Origin of the sequence: Thiorhodospira sibirica ATCC 700588, assembly GCF_000227725.2 — a bacterium.
GTDB classification, from domain to species: Bacteria; Pseudomonadota; Gammaproteobacteria; order Ectothiorhodospirales; family Ectothiorhodospiraceae; genus Thiorhodospira; species Thiorhodospira sibirica.
In genome coordinates this window covers 3,816-20,917 of the sequence record NZ_MU255057.1, presented here as the reverse complement: position 1 = coordinate 20,917, position 17,102 = coordinate 3,816, and the positions used below count along the sequence as shown (strand labels likewise).

Here is a 17,102-nt window from a genome sequence, read left to right as displayed (position 1 = left end):
TCAGCAAGTCCCGTCTAAATGCGTGGAATGGCGATGGTAATGCGTGTCCCACGGCCTTCCTCTGAAGTAATCCAGAAGCGTCCGTCAAACTCTTTGGTAATCAGATAGGCCTTGGTCAGGCCCACACCCGCCCCCATGGTCGGCTTGTCTTTGGTGTTCTTGGCGCGATAGCCATAATCCACCACCTGCTCAATCTCATCGGCGGGAATCCCCCGTCCAGTATCCTCAATCACCAGACGCAACTCACGGCCATCATCCAAAAGCCCCATCAGGATATTACTGCCCGGCGGTGAATATTTGCGTGCATTGGCCAGCAGGTCGCGCATCACGTCTTTGAAGACATCCGGCAGACTGATCATCGGGCTATCCACGCTTTGCAGGCGAAGCATCACCAGATAATCGTTATCGCCGCGTGCGGCGGGGTTGTAAACCACGCGAAAGGCTCTTTTGCTGTTGCGCTGCGTGGCGGCAAAGAAGTTCATGAACTCTTTTTCCAGATCGTGAAGGTTATAGCTCAGCCAGCCAGCAGGCTTTTGCAAGCGCTGGCGGATTTCTTCGATGCGCTGGCGCAAAATATCGACAATGGAATCAATGTTTTGTGAAGAATCCTTGACCTCTTGCACCTTGGACAGCTGAGGATACTGATCCAGCAGCCGATCCCGTTCAAAGTGGATGAGGCTCAAATTTTCCTGGAGACTGTTAATCTGTTCGAGAAATTTAGGCTTGTCCGTCAACGAATCCTTGATGCTCATACACAGCTCAATGCTCTTGCTAAGGGCATTTTTTTTATCGGAAACGATTTCCAGCAATTGCAGCTCCAGCGCAAGAATATTGATGATATTCAAAATGCTGTGCATGCTGATAAAAAAATTGGCCTCCGCGCCAAGGTGTAACTGCTTGGTAATTTCGACTTGCATTTGAGACGATCTCGGTTCGTTGAATAAAAGCAGGATAGATAGGCGCATCGACACAACGTGATGGCACACCTACCGCCCTGAGAACCGGCAACGTGCCAGCCCCCCGCACGACATCACATACGCCAGTGGCTACCTGTTGCCAGCGACATTAAAGTCAAGCCTTTTACCTGCCACCCGCAAAGATATTGCCGCGATGTTGCGTGTTATTGTAGAAGACTTTGAGCCGCTTCTAAAGGATAGTGATGCTTGCATGGACGATTGAGCCGGTTAAAACCGGCTCAAAACTGCGCTAGTCCAAACCTAGCGCCAAGGATGCCGCGCTTTTAGCGCTCGGTGTGGGTGTTGGGTATTTTGTGAGCGGAGGATTGCTGGCAGGGCTGGGATGAGGACGGGCGGTCGCAGCCAGCGGCGCATTGGCAGGTGCCTGTGCGTATCCGCCGCCAGCGTAGCAGCAGCCAAAGACAGGCGATAAGTACAACGCCAGCCATCAGCAATCCTTCCAGCCAGCCGAGTGCAGGTGGCTGAAGCAGGGGCGTGGTGTCCATCAGTGGATGTCCTCCTCAGTGGGCGTGTGTCGGTTCAACGGGCGGCCTTGGGCGGGGCGTGGGCCAGAGTCCGATGATCAACAGCAGCGCCAGGGTGAGCAGCCAGAAGGCCATCATCATCTGCACCGCATCCAGGGCAAAATGGACGCCGGTGGTATAGATGGCGCTGGCCACCAGCAGGCCCAGCACGGTCGGGAAGATCACCGAAAAAACCATCCAGCCGGTGGAGGCCGTCTGGATGCGCACCATGATGGCAGTGGCCAGACAGGGGGGGTACAGGGCGAAAAAGATGATCAGGGATAGCGCCACCAGCGCAGCATCAGCATGTTGCATGGCTCCCCCCATCCGTTGCTCCAGGGTCTGACTGCTGCCTTCTTCGGCCTGGAACAAGACCCCCAGCGTGGCTACCGAGCTTTCTCGGGCGGCAAAGGAGCTGAGCAAGGCGACGTTAATCTTCCAGTCAAAACCGGCCGCCTGCGTTACCGGCTCCAGGGCCCGGCCAACACGCCCCAGCAGGCTGTTGACAATGCGGGTTTCCTGCATTTCCAGACGCACCATGCGCCGTTCCTGATCCAGGGTGCGCAGGCTACGTTGCATAGCCCGCACGTCCCGATCTCCGCCGCCGGGGCGAATGAATGCAAAATATTCGGGGTAGCGACTTTGAAAACGCTGATCCAGGGCGGCAATCGCCTCGGCATTTTGCAGATTCATGCGACGGGCACGGTATTGCGCGGCAAGATTGAGCGCGGTGAGCAGGTAGTCGGCATCCTGAAACCGGGCGGCATGCGGATTGTCTGCAATTTCGGCATAAAAGGTCTGTAAGGCGCTGTTGGCGCGTTGTTCAAAGGCGGCGCGTTCGTCTGCTGACAGACCGGGCAGGTTCAGTAATACAAAAATCACCACCGCCACCGCCAGCACCACCGTTCCCACTTTTTTGACATACAGCCAGGTGCGCTCCAGCGAACGGCGTACCACGCCTTGCACGGTGGGCAGATGATAGCGCGGCATCTCCATGACAAAGGGCACGGTTTCCAGCGGACGCAAGATGGAAAAGGTGAGCAGGCGTGCTACCAGCAGGGCCACCATCACGGTAATGGTGGCGATAAAAAACATCATCAGGGCCTTGTGCTCGACAAAGAAGATGCTGATGAGCAGGGTATACAGCGGCACCTTGGCCAGGCAATTCATATACGGCACGGTGAGAATGGTGGCCAGGCGCGCCCGGGGGTCGGGAATGGCGCGGGTGGCCATCACGCCGGGCACGGCACAGCCTCCGGCAAATACACCGCCCAGAATAAAGGGCAGGGTTGATTGTCCGTGCAGGCCGAAACGGTGCAGGATACGGTCCAGAATAAAAGCAATGCGCGCCATGTAGCCGGAATCTTCCAGAATCGCAATCAGCGCAAATAAAATCAGAAAGATCGGCACATAATTGAGCAGGGTGTTGACGCTATCGACCAGCCACAGGCTAAAAGAGCGGCTTAGAGGGTCATATAAAAATCCGGCGGCAGGGAGCCATTCGGCCAGCTGGTTGCGAATGCCCGACAGTAGCGGCCAGGTGTAGTGGGTCAGCTCATAGCCTTGCACAATGGAGGCGTAATAAATCAGATACACGGTCGCCAGCAATACCACCGGCGCAATGGCACGATGTAACAGGACCCGATCCACCCGCTCAGAAAACGACACCTTGGGCGGCCGGGCCGAGGCGATGCAGGCGGCCTCAATCTCGCGGGCATGGCGGTCGCGCTGAATGATGATGTGATCTCCCACGCTGATGCCCTGCTGTGCGGTGAACGCGGTGGCCTGTTGTTTGATCTCCGCCAGCAGCGGCGCGGCAGCCTCCTTAAGCTGGCTGTGCAGCTGCGTTTGCAATTCCTGATCGCCTTCCAGCAAACGCAGCACCCGCCAACGCGAGGCCATCTGTGCGGGCAGGGCCTGTTGTATGGTGCGGATAGCCGCTTCCAGCGGGCCATAATCGGGCAGGTATGGTGCCTCGGTGTGTCCCTGTTGCAGGGTGTGTGCCATGCACTGCTTGAGCTGCTCCAGCCCCTCGCCGCGTCGCCCCACCGTCTCGACCACCGACACACCCAGTAATTCGGCCAGGCGCCTGGCATCCACGGCCTGCTGATGGCGGCGCGCCACATCACTCATATTGAGCACACACACCAGCGGCAGCCCCATCTCCAGCACCTGCAAGGTCAGCGACAAGGAGCGGCGCAACTGTGAGGCATCCAGCACATTGACGCTCAAGCGCGGCGGCGAATTTAGCAGATACTGGCGCACCACTCGTTCCTCCGGTGAGAACGCCGTCAGGCTGTAGGTTCCGGGTAAATCCACCAGGGGCAGGCGCTGCGTGGCCAATTTCAGATAGCCAGTCTTTTTCTCGACCGTGACCCCCGGATAATTGGCAATATGCTGGCTTAAGCCGGTTAATTCATTGAATAGGGTCGATTTACCGCAGTTGGGCTGGCCAATCAGGGCAATGGCGGGGGCATCAGGAGCGCTCATGGAGATTTTGCTTAGCGTTGGGAGAGTAAATACATCGTAAAATGAGAATCAATAGCTATTTTGTCATTAAAAAAGAGCGACAGGCCTGCTTAGGGGCTTGTCGCTCCTTCTTTATAGCCTCATCAATCAAGGAGAGGCGCTGGACATGGCGAGGTTTTCTGTCACCAGAGCGGCTTCGCTGCACAGGCAGACATGAATGTAGCTGGCCTCCTGGCGGCGGATCGCGATAAAGCTGTCGCGCTCCCCCACCCGCAGCTCCAGCGGATCGCCCAGCGGGGCCATCCGCACCATCTCCACCTGTGCACTGGGTAATAAGCCCATATCCAGCAGGCGCTGGCGCACCGCGCCTTGGGCGGTAAGGCGCACAATGCGACACGGGTGTCCTTGCGGCACACGATCCAGAGTGTACTCAGCGCAGCTCATGGGCCTGCACCCAGATCACTGCCTCATGATGCAAGGGCTCGCCTTTGTGCTCGGTCCCCTCTGGACTCAGATCGACGGCAGCAAATCCCCAAAAACCGGCATGTGGCACCGTGAAATAGAAAATTCCCTGTGCATCGGCCCGTGTCACAAACGTCTCAAAGGCCGGCGAGGGAAATTGCAGGATGCCCTGAGGATTTAAACGGTTTGCGTCTAAGACCACCGGATGATTCATAAACTCCACCTCAATCTCGGCCCCTGGCACCGGCTCGCCCTGATACAGTACCTGGGCGCTGAACAGCATTCCGGCATACAGCGCATAGGGCTTGGTCAGCGGCACAATTTCCGCCGTCAGCCCCAACGGTTCATCCCAGCCTGAAGGAACGCCGCCGCGATTGACAATGGTTTTGGTGAATTGCTGGATATAACCTTCGCCTTCTTCATGGTACGGCGCAGGCACCAGGGCAAAGAGGTAATCGCCATTGCGCCGCACCGGGACCTGTGCCTCGAAGGCCTTGCCCTGATTATGCGCACCATTCCAGGTGATGGGCTTGAGGGTGCTCAACAGATCAGTTTTCTCCGTCTGATGCACCACGAAAAACTGCTCTGGCGTGGCCATATCCATGACCGCGCCATTGCCCGCCGGATGGGTGAACACCAGCTTGAATGGCAAAGTGGCCGGGGCGGCGTGATTGAGTTGTGGGGTGTAGAGCAGTTGAAAATGTGCCAGTACCGGATGAGCCAAGGTCAGACCCACCATTGCACAAAGACCGACAAACAGCGTGCGTATCACAATAAGCTCCTGATTTTAAATATCAATTTAAGGAAGAATTTGACTGCCGGGGATCTGGATACGATGCCCCTCTCCGCCGTCAAACAAAGCGCTGTACTCGCCTTCAGGCTTATCGAACTCAAACTCGCTAAGCGGATTGAGCTGCCCTTCCAGCAACACATTGCCCTGCGCATCCAGCACCCGGACGGGCACTCCCGCAGCCGATGAACCATCGGAAAAGCCCCCCTCACACAGCACGGTACCATCGGCATTGTCATAGCAGGCAAAGGAGGGGGTATGTGCCAGGGCACTTGCCGAAAAACCAAACAGCGACAGCATCAATACTATACGTAATTTCATACCTTATCTCAAAAGTTCATAAATTTAACGGGAATCGGTTGGCTAATTTATAAACCAAATGAGAATCGTTTACAATCAATCTTTTTTGATCCAGCACAGCATCAAGCACGCAGGAGCGCATCAATGCGGTCAGTCTTGTTGTGTTGCCAGTTGCGGCGTGTAGATCTGGATCCCGTTGGCGCCACCGTGTTTGGCGTGGTACATGGCGATGTCTGCATGGCGCGCCAGGATGTCACTTTCGGTTCCATGCTCAGGGTAGATGGCGATGCCGATGCTGGTGGATATGCTGAGTGTTAATCTATTGATAATAAATGGTTGTTCCAGCGCCTGGCGAATATTTTCTGCCACATTCACGGCATGCTGGATGCGCCGGATATCGGGAAGCATGACGATAAACTCATCGCCGCCGATGCGTGCCACCATGTCGGTTTCACGCACTGTGTCCAGCAGCCGCTGGGCCGCCTGCTGCAACACCAGATCGCCGACGGCGTGACCGTGGGTGTCATTGATCGGTTTGAAACGGTCCAGATCGAGAAACATCAAGGCGAGCATCCTGCCGTTTTGTCGGGCATGGGCCATGGCGGGCTCAAGTTGCTCAAACAGCAAGACCCGGTTAGGCAGGCTGGTCAAGCCATCATAATGCGCCATACGCATGATTTTAGACTCGTTAAGCTTGCGTTCGGTCACGTCATGCGCAATCCCCAGCATACCGATGATAGTGCCGTCTTTGTCGAGCAGCGGTGAGGCATTGGTGACATGCCAGCACCAGCCGGCGGTCTTGTGCTGTACCCGATACTCCAGGCCGCTTTGCTTGCTGCGGGTTGCGAGCACCCGCTCAAGAAACATCTGGCACTGCGGCAAATCATCTGGATGGACAATGGTTGCAAAATGACATCCCAGAAAATCTTCCGGGGAAAACTCCAAAATTTCTGCAATATTTGGCGAGATGTATTGAAAAAAACCATCTAAACTTAGAGTGTAGATAATGTCATTGGCATCTTCAACAAAGCTACGAAACTTCTCTTCATTGAGGCGTAACTGTGCCTCAGTCGCCTTGCGTCGGGTAATATCACTCCAGGCGATATGTAACACCGTCTGTTGCTCGTATTGAATGGCTGTTAGTATGAGCAACACATCAAGCGGCTGCTCGTCTGCACGCACGCAATGCCATTCACATTCATAGCCTCCCTGCATCAGTGTTTGTTGTTGCATTTCTCTGGTATGGTCGGTAGATAGCCGCCCATCCGGTTGGATTAAGGGTGCAAAATCAGTCAATGATCGATTAATCAGTTGTTCAGGGCTGCTTAGGTGAAACAAGGCTAAGGCAGATCGATTAGCAGCGGTGAAAACTCCAGCCTGATTCAGCAGCGTTAACGGTTGTTTGGAGTCTTCAAACAGAATGCGAAAGCGACGCTCGCTGGCGGCGAGGATTTGTACCGCACGTTCCTGAGCCATCACGATCAGCCCAAGAGCTATCAGGATGTTGGCAAGCAAAACGCCCTGAAAGGTGATGGTTTGCGTGGCATTGCTTTGTAAAACGCCGATTGTATTGCTCATGCCGCCCATTCCAGTTGACAGCATGCGCAACCCAAGCAGAAAAAGCCCGGCAATCAGGCTTACCACAATAATAATCTGACCTCGACCTGAAGGGTCGCCACGATTGCGGAGCACAATCAACAAAAGCAGCACGACCTGACATGACAAGACGATGGCAGCAAAGAAGACTCGCTGCTGAAAATTATCCAGCAGTGGTATGAGGCCGATCAATGTGACCGGTAAGGGAATCCACAATACCCAAGGTGGCAGTTGACAGCGACGATTGTAAAACTCTTGTAGTCCAATAGCGATCAGGATGAGCCAGATGGCTAACATTGAGTTGGAGAACAACAGCAAGGTTGGATGCCCTGTCTGACCTTGCCATATAAATCCTAGATAGCCTAAGGCATTGGCCAACATTGCCAGCGACCATAACCACATGGCATGGTGTCCTGGACGGTCAGCCATTGATGCCATCGCGATGGCTAGCAAGATATTCGTCAGCGCGATGATAAGAAAGAGTGTTGGTATATCCACTTAAATCTTAATCTCTTTGGTCATTGGCATCTTCGACAAAGGTGCGGAATTTTTCCTCGTTGATGCGCAGCTGGGTCTCAGTGGCCTTGCGCTGGGTAATGGTAATGTCGTTCCAGGCGATATGCAAAAGCGCTCCTTCTTCGTACTGGATGGCGGTGAGAATCAGCAGCACATCGAAAGTCTGTCCATCGGTGTGTAGAAGATAGTGCCATTCGCATTCATGCCCGCCCTGGCTCAGGGTCTGTGTGCGCATCGCGGCGGCGGATGACATCGAGGGCTGACCATCGGGTTGCTGCGGGGGCGAAAAATCCTTCAATGCCCGACCGATCAGCTGTTGCGGTTGTTGCAGATGAAATAATCGGAGCGCCGCTGGATTGACGGTCGTAAAGAGCCATCACGATCCATCAGGGTCAGCGGTTGGCGTGACGCTTCAAACAGAATGCGGAAACGGCGTTCGCTGGCGGCGAGAATCTGCTCGGTGCGTTCCAGTGTCAGCACAATCACACCCAGCGCCAGCAAAATCATGGCCAGCAGGCCCGCCTGAAAGGTCAACACCTGCAGGGCATTGCTTTGGAAGATGCTGGACATGTTTTCCAGCGCCCCCAGAAATGCCATCAGGGCGCGGATACTGAGCAGGATTAGCAAAGCCAGCAGACTGATGATAATGATGAGGTATCCACGCCCTGGCGTCTCCTGCCGATGGTGCCACACCATAAACAGCAACAGTAAAACCTGGCAGGAGAGGATAAGCGCGACCACCACAACCCGCCCCTGAAAGTTTTCCAGCAGTAACAGCACCCCGACCAGCATAATCGGTAGTGGCAGCCACAGCAGCCCACGCGGCCAGGCGTGGGCGTAAAATCGCTTAAATCCCTCACCGACCAGCGCCAGCCAGGCACCGATCAGCAGATTCGAGATCAGCAATAAAACAGGATGGCCGCTGTGCGCATGCCAGATAAAACCCAGATAGCCACCGGCATTGACCAGCGCCGCCAGCGCCCACGGCCACATGGCATCGTTTTCGGGACGATCCGCCATGGCCGCCATCCCACCGCCAATAAGACGTTGGTCAATGCGGTGATCAGAAACAGTGTCGGGATATCCATACGGGCGGCTCAGTCGTTGTGATTCCATCATCCGTTCCATCATCTACCTAAACCGGTTCAGAGGTATAGGCGCTGCCACGCTGTGAAACCGGATTGACAGGCCTGGCGAGCAGGAAACACCGTCAGGTCAGCGCAAGCGCATTATATTCAAATGCTGAGCTGATAACTATCGGCATTAGCTCAACAAAATGGGAATACATAAGGGCGCCTCGAAAAACCTCGGCCCCCGTTGAGTGATAAAATGACATCGTAGTGAAACCTGCCATAGCCGATACCAATAAAAAAACTCAAAAGTCCATAAATTTAACAGGAATTCCAGCGCAGGAAAGCCACAAAAAAAGCGACACCCTGCAGGTGTCGCTTTTTGCAAAAATACCCCGAAAACGGCCTCTACAGACCAGCCGATCAGGAGAGTCCTACTTTGACCATCTTGCGGCGCAGGAAGGCAATCTGGCTTTGCAGTGGCAGGTTTTTCGGGCAGACATCCTGACAGCCGAGCAGTGACATGCAGCCAAATATGCCATCATCGTCGCCGATCAAGTCATAAAAAGCCTCATCGCTGCGCTGATCACGCGGGTCCAGACGGAAGCGGGCGATGCGGTTCATGCCAACCGCGCCGACAAAGTCCTCGCGCATCTGCGCCGTTCCGCAGGCGGCAACGCAGCAACCACACTCAATGCAGCGCTCCAGCTCGTAAATGGCCTCGGCCAGTTCCGGCTCCATGCGGGCTTCCAGGCGCTTGATGTCTACGCTGTCGGTGCTGTGAATCCAGGTTTGCAGGCGTTCGCTCATGCTGCGCATCCATTTGCCGGTATTGACGGATAAATCGCCAATCAGCTCAAAGAAGGGCAGCGGGGCCAGGGTAATCTCCGGCGCCAGGGTGTGGGTCAGGGTCCGGCAGGCCAGCCCAGGACGCCCGTTGATCACCATCGCGCAACTGCCGCAAATCCCGGCGCGGCAGACAAAATCAAATTGCAGCGAGGGGTCTTGGTGTTCACGCAGATCATTGAGGGCCACAAACAGGGTCATGGCCGGGGCTTCTTCCAGCGTAAAGGTCTGCATGTGCGGCACGCTGGCAGGATCTTGCGGGTTGTGGCGCAAAATCGAGATTTTCAGGGTGCGCGGCGGCTGCTGGGCTTCAGTGGGATTGACGGTACTCACGACAAGGGCTCCGAAAGGCGTTCGTTTCTACCCCGACAGGATTCGGGTAGCAGGTGTTCATAGGGCATCAGGGCCTGTTGCAGACTGAAGCGGTCGCTGTGTTCCTTGCGCCTGGCTTCGACTTCGGCCTGACGGCGCTCGGTATCGGGGTGATCAATGTGGTTGCGTACTCCGTAGCCACGAAAGCCTGGCGGCAGTTCCATACTCATCACGTCCAGATCTTCATAGCTGAGCGTGGGCAGGGTGTCGTTTTCATCCTTCCAGCTGGCCAGGGTCCGCTTGAGCCAGTTTTGATCATCCCGCTGCGGATAGTCTTCACGCGAGTGTGCGCCCCGGCTTTCAGTACGCGCCAGTGCGCCGTAGGCCACGGTCAGTGCCACTTTGAGCATCTTCTGGATACGGTAAGCGGCTACCAGCTCAGGATTGGCGCCGCTGGCATGACAGCGCAGGCCAATGTTACGGCTGCGCGTGAGCAACGCTTGCAGCTCGTCCACGGCGGTCTGTAATTCCGGCCCGGTGCGGAAGATGCCAACTTTGTCCATCATGATGGATTCCATCTGCCGACGCAGGGCAAAGGCATCTTCATTGCCAGTGCTGTTGAGCAGGGTGTTCAGCTTGGCGCTTTCGCGCTGATAGAATTCACGGATCAGGCCAGTGGAGAGATTCAGCTCACTGTCCGGGGAATCACAGAAATCGGCAATGAATTCCGAGACAATCATCCCTGAAACCACCGTCTCGGCCACCGAGTTGCCCCCCAGGCGATTGAAACCGTGCATATCCCAGCAGGCCGCCTCACCACAGGAATACAGCCCCTTGAGGTTAGGGCTTTCGCCGGTGTGCTGGGTGCGTACCCCGCCCATGGTGTAATGCTGCGTCGGGCGCACCGGAATCCATTGCGTGGCCGGGTCAATGCCGAGGAAATATTCACAGATTTCCTTGACTTCGCGCAGGTTTTTCTCAATATGCGCCCGGCCCAACACGGTGATATCCAGCCATAGATGATCGCCGTAGCGCGATTTAACCCCTTTGCCCTTGCGCATATGTTCGGTCATACGCCGTGACACCACGTCACGCGAGGCCAGCTCTTTCTTTTCCGGCTCATAATCGGGCATGAAGCGATACCCATCCACATCGCGCAACAGCCCGCCATCACCACGACAGCCCTCCGTGGTCAGAATACCGGCGGGGATAATCGCCGTGGGATGAAACTGCACCGCTTCCATATTGCCCAGCGTCGCCACGCCGGTCTCCAGCGCCAGCGCCGCGCCAATGCCTTCGCAGATGATGGCACTGGTGGAAACCTCATACAGCCGCCCATAACCGCCGGTGGCGATGGTGGTGGCCTTGGCAACGTAGGCCGTCAACGCGCCGGTGATCAGGTCACGCACAATCGCGCCATAGCAGCGCTGCCCGTCATGAATCAGGGCCAACGCCTCCTGCCGCTCTATCACCGGAATAGCGTAGGCAATCGCCTGATCGCCCAGGGCATAGAGCATGGAATGACCGGTGCCATCAGAGGTATAGCAGGTACGCCACTTTTTCGTGCCGCCAAAATCACGCCCGGTAATCAGCCCGTGGGCCTCGGCCTTTTCGCGGATGGTCACCTTCTCGGCATTGATGATGGACTCACGCTCACCCTGCTGCACCCGACTCCACGGCACGCCCCAGGCGGCCAGCTCGCGCACGGCCTTGGGCGCGGTATTAACAAACATGCGCACCACCGCCTGATCGGCACCCCAGTCGCTGCCGCGCACGGTGTCTTCAAAATGCACGTCTTCGTTATCGCCCTCGCCCATGGTGCTGCTGCCCAGACTGGCCTGCATCCCCCCCTGAGCGGCTGCAGAATGTGAACGCTTGGCCGGAATCAGGCTTAAGACAATCGCCTCATGGCCACGGCGTTTCACCCCCACAGCGGTGCGCAAACCGGCAAGTCCGCCGCCGATTACCAATACATCGGTATAAACAATATTCATTCTAATCTGTTCCTACGTCTTGACCGGATGGCTCAACAACAGCATCAGACGCCAGCGGGGCGTCAACCTCAACCGCAGAATCCACCACGCTGGGCGCTGTTGTGTCTGGGGCTGCACTCTGGGCAGCAGGAATCAGTGCCTGAGGAGTAGGGGCTTGCGTCTGCCGCTCCCAACTGGGGACATACCGCTGACCGTAATTATCGCGATTATCCAGACCCACCTTGATATAGGCCGCCAGCGTCGCCAGACCCAGCACCAGGAAAAACACCGTCACTGCCCACTTGGCCTGCTTGAGGCGACGGCGCGTCGCTTGTGCATCCTTACCCTCAAACCAGCCCCACTTCACCGCCAGACGATACAGCCCAATCGAGGCATGCAGCTCAACGGCCAGCAACAGCAACAGATACAAAGGCCACATCCAGTCGGTCACCATACGATCCCCGGAACCATAAGGGTCGATGGTGTGCGGCTGCGTCATCATGATGTAAAGATGAATGGATACCATGAAAAACATGGCAAAGCCGGTGAAGACCTGAATGAACCACAAATTGGTGTCATCGTGGCGCAGGCTCTTCATGTGGCGGCGGAAGGTGCTGTACTGACGATAATTGGCGGGAAATTTACGCATCGCCAGACCGGCATGTGCAATCAAAACCGCAAACACACCGGCTGCCGCAATGGTTACCAAAATGGGGTAAGGCTGACCAAAAAAATGATAGCCTTCAAAGAACTTCGCAACGGTATACATCGCATCTTTGCCCAACAAGATCGAGGCCACAAAAAACATATGCAGCCACATAAACAGCGCCAGAAAAAGCCCCGTGGCGCTTTGCCAAAAATCAAGCCGGGCAGGTAGCTTGCTTTTCAAAGGCGTAGGCTTTGCCGACGCATCGGCCAGGTCAGTTGTTTTACTCATGCAAGACCTCTAGTCCGGGGAGAGGGGGAGGATAAAATCCGGGCAAAGGCGTGAATTATAGCGATGCGTAGCAAAAATGTGCAACTGCAACAAAAGCCCCAAATCCTGCCATTGATTTAACCCACCGGCCCATGCAGGCCAAATTCACCTGATTTTGTTGGAGCAAAAAAAAGTTCTTGATTTTTTCTTCATTGTTTATCAGAATTCTCCATTGTAGATAGGTTATCTACAAACGCGAAGGTTTCGCGTTCTATGGTCGGGGTCGAAGTCGAATCGCAAAGTTGTTCTCTGTTCAGGATGAACGCCGAGGCCACTTTTATGGCGCAAGCTGGGTTTCGACGGCTGAAACCGCCCATGTTGCCGGTGTTGACCGGCCATTCGGTTGGGACTGCTCAACCAGGACTCCAGTTGCTCGCCCGCAAGGGTGTTATCAACGGAGAGCGAAGTGCCTAAAAATCGCATAAGCAACTTTGTTTAGGTTTTTAGGAGCAGGCGTTAAACAAATCCGGCAGCGGTTGCGTCAAAATCGTGTGTATGCGACAGACAAAGGCGAATTTACCTAAATGTCACGGTGATTGTCGGGTTGTCTACACATGCCAACAGGATGCGCTGCTGATTTTGCCCTGACAAACTGCGGGGTATCTGCATAAGGCATATATCTTGCATTATGTTTTTGGTTAAACCATCCGCATGCCGCCAAGGGGATACCGCTGTGACGATGTTGAGCGAAGAGCAGTTACTGCGATATATGCCATTTGTACTGCGTTGTGAACAGGAGCTGCAGCATTTGGGAAGCTGGTGGCAGCATGTGGCCTTGGTAGGCAAAATCAATAGCTTGCAGGTGGCTAAAACCCTGCTCGATGAGATGGAGATGACCCAGCAGCGTTTTCAGGAACTGCGTCAGCAGTTGGTGGAAAATCTGGCACAGGAAAAGATCCGCAAGCTGAATCTGGATCTGGGCAGTCGGGCGCAGGTGGCTATTGATATCCTGGTGCGCAATCTGTTTGAACGCACGGCGGATGTCGGTTTTCTCGCCACCGACGGGGATATTCGTGCCTTCCTTGATCCGGCAGCACCACACCCTCCCAGCGCAGAGCAAATCCATGAGCGCTTACGGGCTTATACCGCCAAATACAGCGTTTATGATGAGATCATTATCATCGACGCCCATGCCCAGCTTCGCGCCCACCTCAATGAACACAATCCACTGCCCCCCATCCTCCATGATCCGCTGCTGGCTCAACTGGCCAGTGCACAGGCGCCGCCTTATCTGGAAATCTTTCGCCCCTCGGATTTGCAGCCCCTGCAACGCCACGCCCATCTTTTTGCCGCCCGCATCACCGCCACCGACGATACCCATTCCCCCTTGCTGGGGATTTTGTGTCTTTGTTTTCGCTTTGAGGATGAAATGCAAGGCATTTTCGCCCATTTGGCGCAACAAGATACCCTGATAGCGATTCTGGATGAAAAAAATGCGGTGATTGCCAGCAATAATGAAACCCTGTTGCCATGCGGGGAACGTCTCAGGCCCGCCTTGCCGGGTCAGTTGGGACTGGTGAGCTACAAAGGTAAGGAATATATGGTGCGCACGGCGACAACCAGTGGCTATCAGGGCTATGTGGGGCTTGCCTGGCGTGGCCACGTCATGCAGCCCTTGCATTCGGCCTTTGCCGATGAGGCGAGCAGTCCTCTGGATCAGGATAGCCCTCTGCTGATCCAGCAGGTATTGCACGATGACACCCTCACGCACATCAGCCAGGCAGCGGCGCGGGTCACCGATGATCTCACCCTGGCGGTGCTCAATGGACAGATCATTTCCGCCAAACAGGATGCCCAGGAATTTATGCCCGTGCTCAATGAAATCCGGGGCATAGGACACAAAACCCGCGAGGTCTTTGATCGCTCCATCCACAGCCTGCACCGTACCCTGCGCGACACCCTTCTGGCAGATGCCTCGTTCCAGGCCTCGCTGGCCGTTGATATTATGGATCGCAATTTATACGAACGCGCCAACGATGTGCGCTGGTGGGCACTGACTCGCCGTTTTCGCGAAATTTTTGCACAGCCCGAAAGCCTGCACGCCCAACGCCAGGAATTGGAAGGAATTTTAAGCTATATCAATCAGCTGTATACGGTTTATACCAACCTGTTTCTATTTGACCTGGACGGTCATGTGGTCGCCGTATCCAATCCCGCGCAGACACCGCTGGTAGGAACACGCCTGCCTGCCGAAATGCCCATTGCCAAGGCCCTGCATAACCAGGACCCGCAACAATATGTGGTCTCGGCATTTATGCCAACAGTGCTGTATGAACACCAGCCAACCTATGTGTACATGACGGCCATCCATGCCCCCGATAGTGTGGAAACGGTCGGCGGCATCGGCATTGTATTTGATGCCACACCTCAGTTTCAGGCCATGCTCAACGACGCACTCCCACACGATGCGCAAGGCATCGTCACAACCGGCGCCTTTGGCTTCTTTGTAGAACCTGGCGGACAGATCATTGCCAGTACGCATGAGCACCTGCCCGTCGGCGAGCGGCTGGCACTGGAACCGCACCTGCTACGCCTGAAAAATGGCGAACGGCGAGGCTCAATGATTACCTTTCAGGAGCAGTCCTACGCACTGGGGGCGGCCATGTCGCGAGGCTATCGTGAATATAAAACCACCAATGATTATAAAAACGACATCATCGCGCTGATTTTCATTCCAGCTTAGGCAGCCGATTTTGGAGCAAAAAACAGTTCTTGATTTTTTCTTCATTGTTTATCAGAATTCTCCATTGTAGATAGGTTATCTACAAACGCGAAGGTTTCGCGTTCTATGGTCGGGGTCGAAGTCGAATCGCAAAGTTGTTCTCTGTTCAGGATGAACGCCGAGGCCACTTTTATGGCGCAAGCTGGGTTTCGACGGCTGAAACCGCCCATGTTGCCGGTGTTGACCGGCCATTCGGTTGGGACTGCTCAACCAGGACTCCAGTTGCTCGCCCGCAAGGGTGTTATCAACGGAGAGCGAAGTGCCTAAAAATCGCATAAGCAACTTTGTTTAGGTTTTTAGGAGCAGTCGATGGGATGATGTTTCATGGCGGGGAGTTTGGCGGGCTTGGGAGGCTGGGCAATGCCTGCTGGGAGCGCGCAGCCCCTGGGAGCGCGGAGTACCCGCTACGCATAAAAAACTCCCCTCCTTATCAAGGAGGGGTGCCCCGTAGGGGCGGGGTGGTTCTTGACCCCCTCCCCGCCTGCGGCGGGACTCCCCCTTGGCAGGGGGAGAGTCTTTGGGCCGGGCTAAAAAGTAACCAAAAGGGGGTAGACAAAGGAATTTTTTTGCAATGCGTGGAGCGCCGAGTGGCACTCGGCCTGTCGGAACACAGACACGGATTCAAAACCAGCCGAGTACAACTCGGCGATCCGGGGGGGGGTAGACAAAGGGATTTTTTTGCAATGCGTGGAGCGCCGCGTGGCACTCGGCCTGTCGGAACACAGACACGGATTCAAAATCAGCCGAGTACAACTCGGCGATCCGGGGGGGTAGACAAAGGAATTTTTTTGCGGTAGGGTTTGCCACTGTCACGGGAGTGTTAGCGCACTTACCCGTGTAAAGCCCCGACTGATAGAGAGTCGAGTGCACCAGTGACCGGCGTATTGTAGCAAAGTCTTGCCTGTGATGCTGCCCGGTGCTGGCGATCCCCGCTCAATCCAGTCGGTGGTCTCCGTTTCTTGTGTTTGGAGATTACCGCGATGTCTGTAAAGTTTGCTCAATCCCCGACGGAAATCCTTCAATGGGAGCGCTTGGTCATTAGTGATCGGCGTTTGTCTCATGCGGTGGTGCGGGTGGCGACCCGCCTGGTTTTGTTTGTGAATTCGCAAAGCGGTCTGGCCTGGCCCTCACTCAAAGCCTTGATGGATAAATCACAAACCTCGCTCAGTACGGTGAAGCGGGCGATCCGTCAGCTTAAAGCCTTGGGCTGGGTGGCGGTGATTTCGGGCAATGCCCGCCGGACCAATCGCTATCGGATGGTGTTGCAGCCCTTGCCCGCTGATTCGCTGACACCGTCAGTACCTGATACCGCTCCTGTGGCAACGCCCCCCGCGCCGGTGCAGACAACTCCGCCGCCACAGACCCCCGCCCCGGTGAATACAGCCCCGGTGCAAGCCCCCGCACCTCCACCCGCCTCCCCACCAGCCACGCCGATGAGCCATGACCGCGCCGCCTATCTGCCCACCCCGCGAAGCTGCACCCCTGAAGAAATCGTTGCGCTCATCGAACACTTCAACCGCACGGCCCACACCTGCCTGCCCACCACCCCCGGCACCGACACTTACCGCACCGTGCGCCAGGCCCTGCAAC

13 protein-coding genes are annotated in these 17,102 nt (G+C 55.7%); 2 read left to right on the top strand and 11 right to left on the bottom strand.

The window, feature by feature from the left end; genetic code table 11:
- Positions 1–14: 14 nt before the first annotated feature.
- The 11 genes from THISIDRAFT_RS13605 to THISIDRAFT_RS13555 form a co-directional block, all read right to left on the bottom strand.
- Entirely contained in the window at positions 15–917 is a 903-nt protein-coding gene (locus THISIDRAFT_RS13605; RefSeq protein ID WP_006787969.1) for an ATP-binding protein, read from the bottom strand.
- A 560-nt stretch (positions 918–1,477) separates the two neighbouring features.
- Positions 1,478–3,970: a ferrous iron transport protein B gene (gene feoB / locus THISIDRAFT_RS13600; protein ID WP_006787971.1), complete on the bottom strand. Its 2,493-nt coding sequence runs from the start codon at positions 3,968–3,970 to the stop codon at positions 1,478–1,480.
- Positions 3,971–4,096: 126 nt separating this feature from the next.
- Entirely contained in the window at positions 4,097–4,393 is a 297-nt protein-coding gene (locus tag THISIDRAFT_RS13595) for a FeoA family protein (RefSeq protein WP_006787972.1), read from the bottom strand.
- On the bottom strand, positions 4,380–5,183 hold the full coding sequence (locus tag THISIDRAFT_RS13590) for a DUF4198 domain-containing protein (protein ID WP_006787973.1): 804 nt from the start codon (positions 5,181–5,183) through the stop codon (positions 4,380–4,382). Before THISIDRAFT_RS13590 ends, THISIDRAFT_RS13595 begins: the two co-directional genes overlap by 14 nt.
- Before the next feature lie 27 nt (positions 5,184–5,210).
- Positions 5,211–5,522 carry a hypothetical protein gene (locus THISIDRAFT_RS13585; RefSeq protein WP_006787974.1) on the bottom strand — a complete coding sequence of 104 codons (312 nt, stop codon included), beginning with the start codon at positions 5,520–5,522 and terminating at the stop codon, positions 5,211–5,213.
- Positions 5,523–5,651: 129 nt separating this feature from the next.
- Entirely contained in the window at positions 5,652–7,595 is a 1,944-nt protein-coding gene (locus THISIDRAFT_RS13580; RefSeq protein ID WP_139064055.1) for a diguanylate cyclase domain-containing protein, read from the bottom strand.
- Between the two features lie 7 nt (positions 7,596–7,602).
- Positions 7,603–7,923 (bottom strand): hypothetical protein, encoded by a 321-nt coding sequence (locus tag THISIDRAFT_RS13575; RefSeq protein WP_246585440.1) that lies wholly within the window; start codon positions 7,921–7,923, stop codon positions 7,603–7,605.
- Positions 7,923–8,732 carry a hypothetical protein gene (locus THISIDRAFT_RS13570; protein WP_040852709.1) on the bottom strand — a complete coding sequence of 270 codons (810 nt, stop codon included), beginning with the start codon at positions 8,730–8,732 and terminating at the stop codon, positions 7,923–7,925. Before THISIDRAFT_RS13570 ends, THISIDRAFT_RS13575 begins: the two co-directional genes overlap by 1 nt.
- 374 nt (positions 8,733–9,106) lie before the next feature.
- Positions 9,107–9,862 (bottom strand): fumarate reductase iron-sulfur subunit, encoded by a 756-nt coding sequence (locus THISIDRAFT_RS13565; protein ID WP_006787978.1) that lies wholly within the window; start codon positions 9,860–9,862, stop codon positions 9,107–9,109.
- Positions 9,859–11,835, bottom strand: a complete 1,977-nt coding sequence (locus THISIDRAFT_RS13560; protein WP_006787979.1) for a fumarate reductase flavoprotein subunit — start codon at positions 11,833–11,835, stop codon at positions 9,859–9,861. The genes THISIDRAFT_RS13565 and THISIDRAFT_RS13560 overlap by 4 nt, the downstream gene beginning before the upstream one ends.
- 1 nt (position 11,836) lies before the next feature.
- Entirely contained in the window at positions 11,837–12,751 is a 915-nt protein-coding gene (locus THISIDRAFT_RS13555) for a fumarate reductase cytochrome b subunit (protein ID WP_006787980.1), read from the bottom strand.
- A gap of 748 nt (positions 12,752–13,499) precedes the next feature.
- On the opposite strand from THISIDRAFT_RS13555, the gene THISIDRAFT_RS13550 reads away from it, so the two are divergent.
- Positions 13,500–15,473, top strand: coding sequence for a cache domain-containing protein (locus tag THISIDRAFT_RS13550; protein ID WP_246585429.1), 1,974 nt, complete (start codon positions 13,500–13,502; stop codon positions 15,471–15,473).
- Between the two features lie 1,019 nt (positions 15,474–16,492).
- Positions 16,493–17,102 (top strand): helix-turn-helix domain-containing protein (locus THISIDRAFT_RS15085; protein WP_221914054.1); only part of this gene is annotated, 610 nt, incomplete at its 3' end.

What these genes read in the sequence shown, in the direction of transcription:
- THISIDRAFT_RS13560 (WP_006787979.1), bottom strand. Translation starts at nt 11,835, where the DNA reads ATGAATATTGTTTATACCGATGTATTGGTAATCGGCGGCGGACTTGCC.
- feoB (WP_006787971.1), bottom strand. Translation starts at nt 3,970, where the DNA reads ATGAGCGCTCCTGATGCCCCCGCCATTGCCCTGATTGGCCAGCCCAAC.
- THISIDRAFT_RS13555 (WP_006787980.1), bottom strand. Translation starts at nt 12,751, where the DNA reads ATGAGTAAAACAACTGACCTGGCCGATGCGTCGGCAAAGCCTACGCCT.
- THISIDRAFT_RS13595 (WP_006787972.1), bottom strand. Translation starts at nt 4,393, where the DNA reads ATGAGCTGCGCTGAGTACACTCTGGATCGTGTGCCGCAAGGACACCCG.
- THISIDRAFT_RS13570 (WP_040852709.1), bottom strand. Translation starts at nt 8,732, where the DNA reads ATGATGGAATCACAACGACTGAGCCGCCCGTATGGATATCCCGACACT.
- THISIDRAFT_RS13605 (WP_006787969.1), bottom strand. Translation starts at nt 917, where the DNA reads ATGCAAGTCGAAATTACCAAGCAGTTACACCTTGGCGCGGAGGCCAAT.
- THISIDRAFT_RS13585 (WP_006787974.1), bottom strand. Translation starts at nt 5,522, where the DNA reads ATGAAATTACGTATAGTATTGATGCTGTCGCTGTTTGGTTTTTCGGCA.
- THISIDRAFT_RS13550 (WP_246585429.1), top strand. Translation starts at nt 13,500, where the DNA reads ATGCCATTTGTACTGCGTTGTGAACAGGAGCTGCAGCATTTGGGAAGC.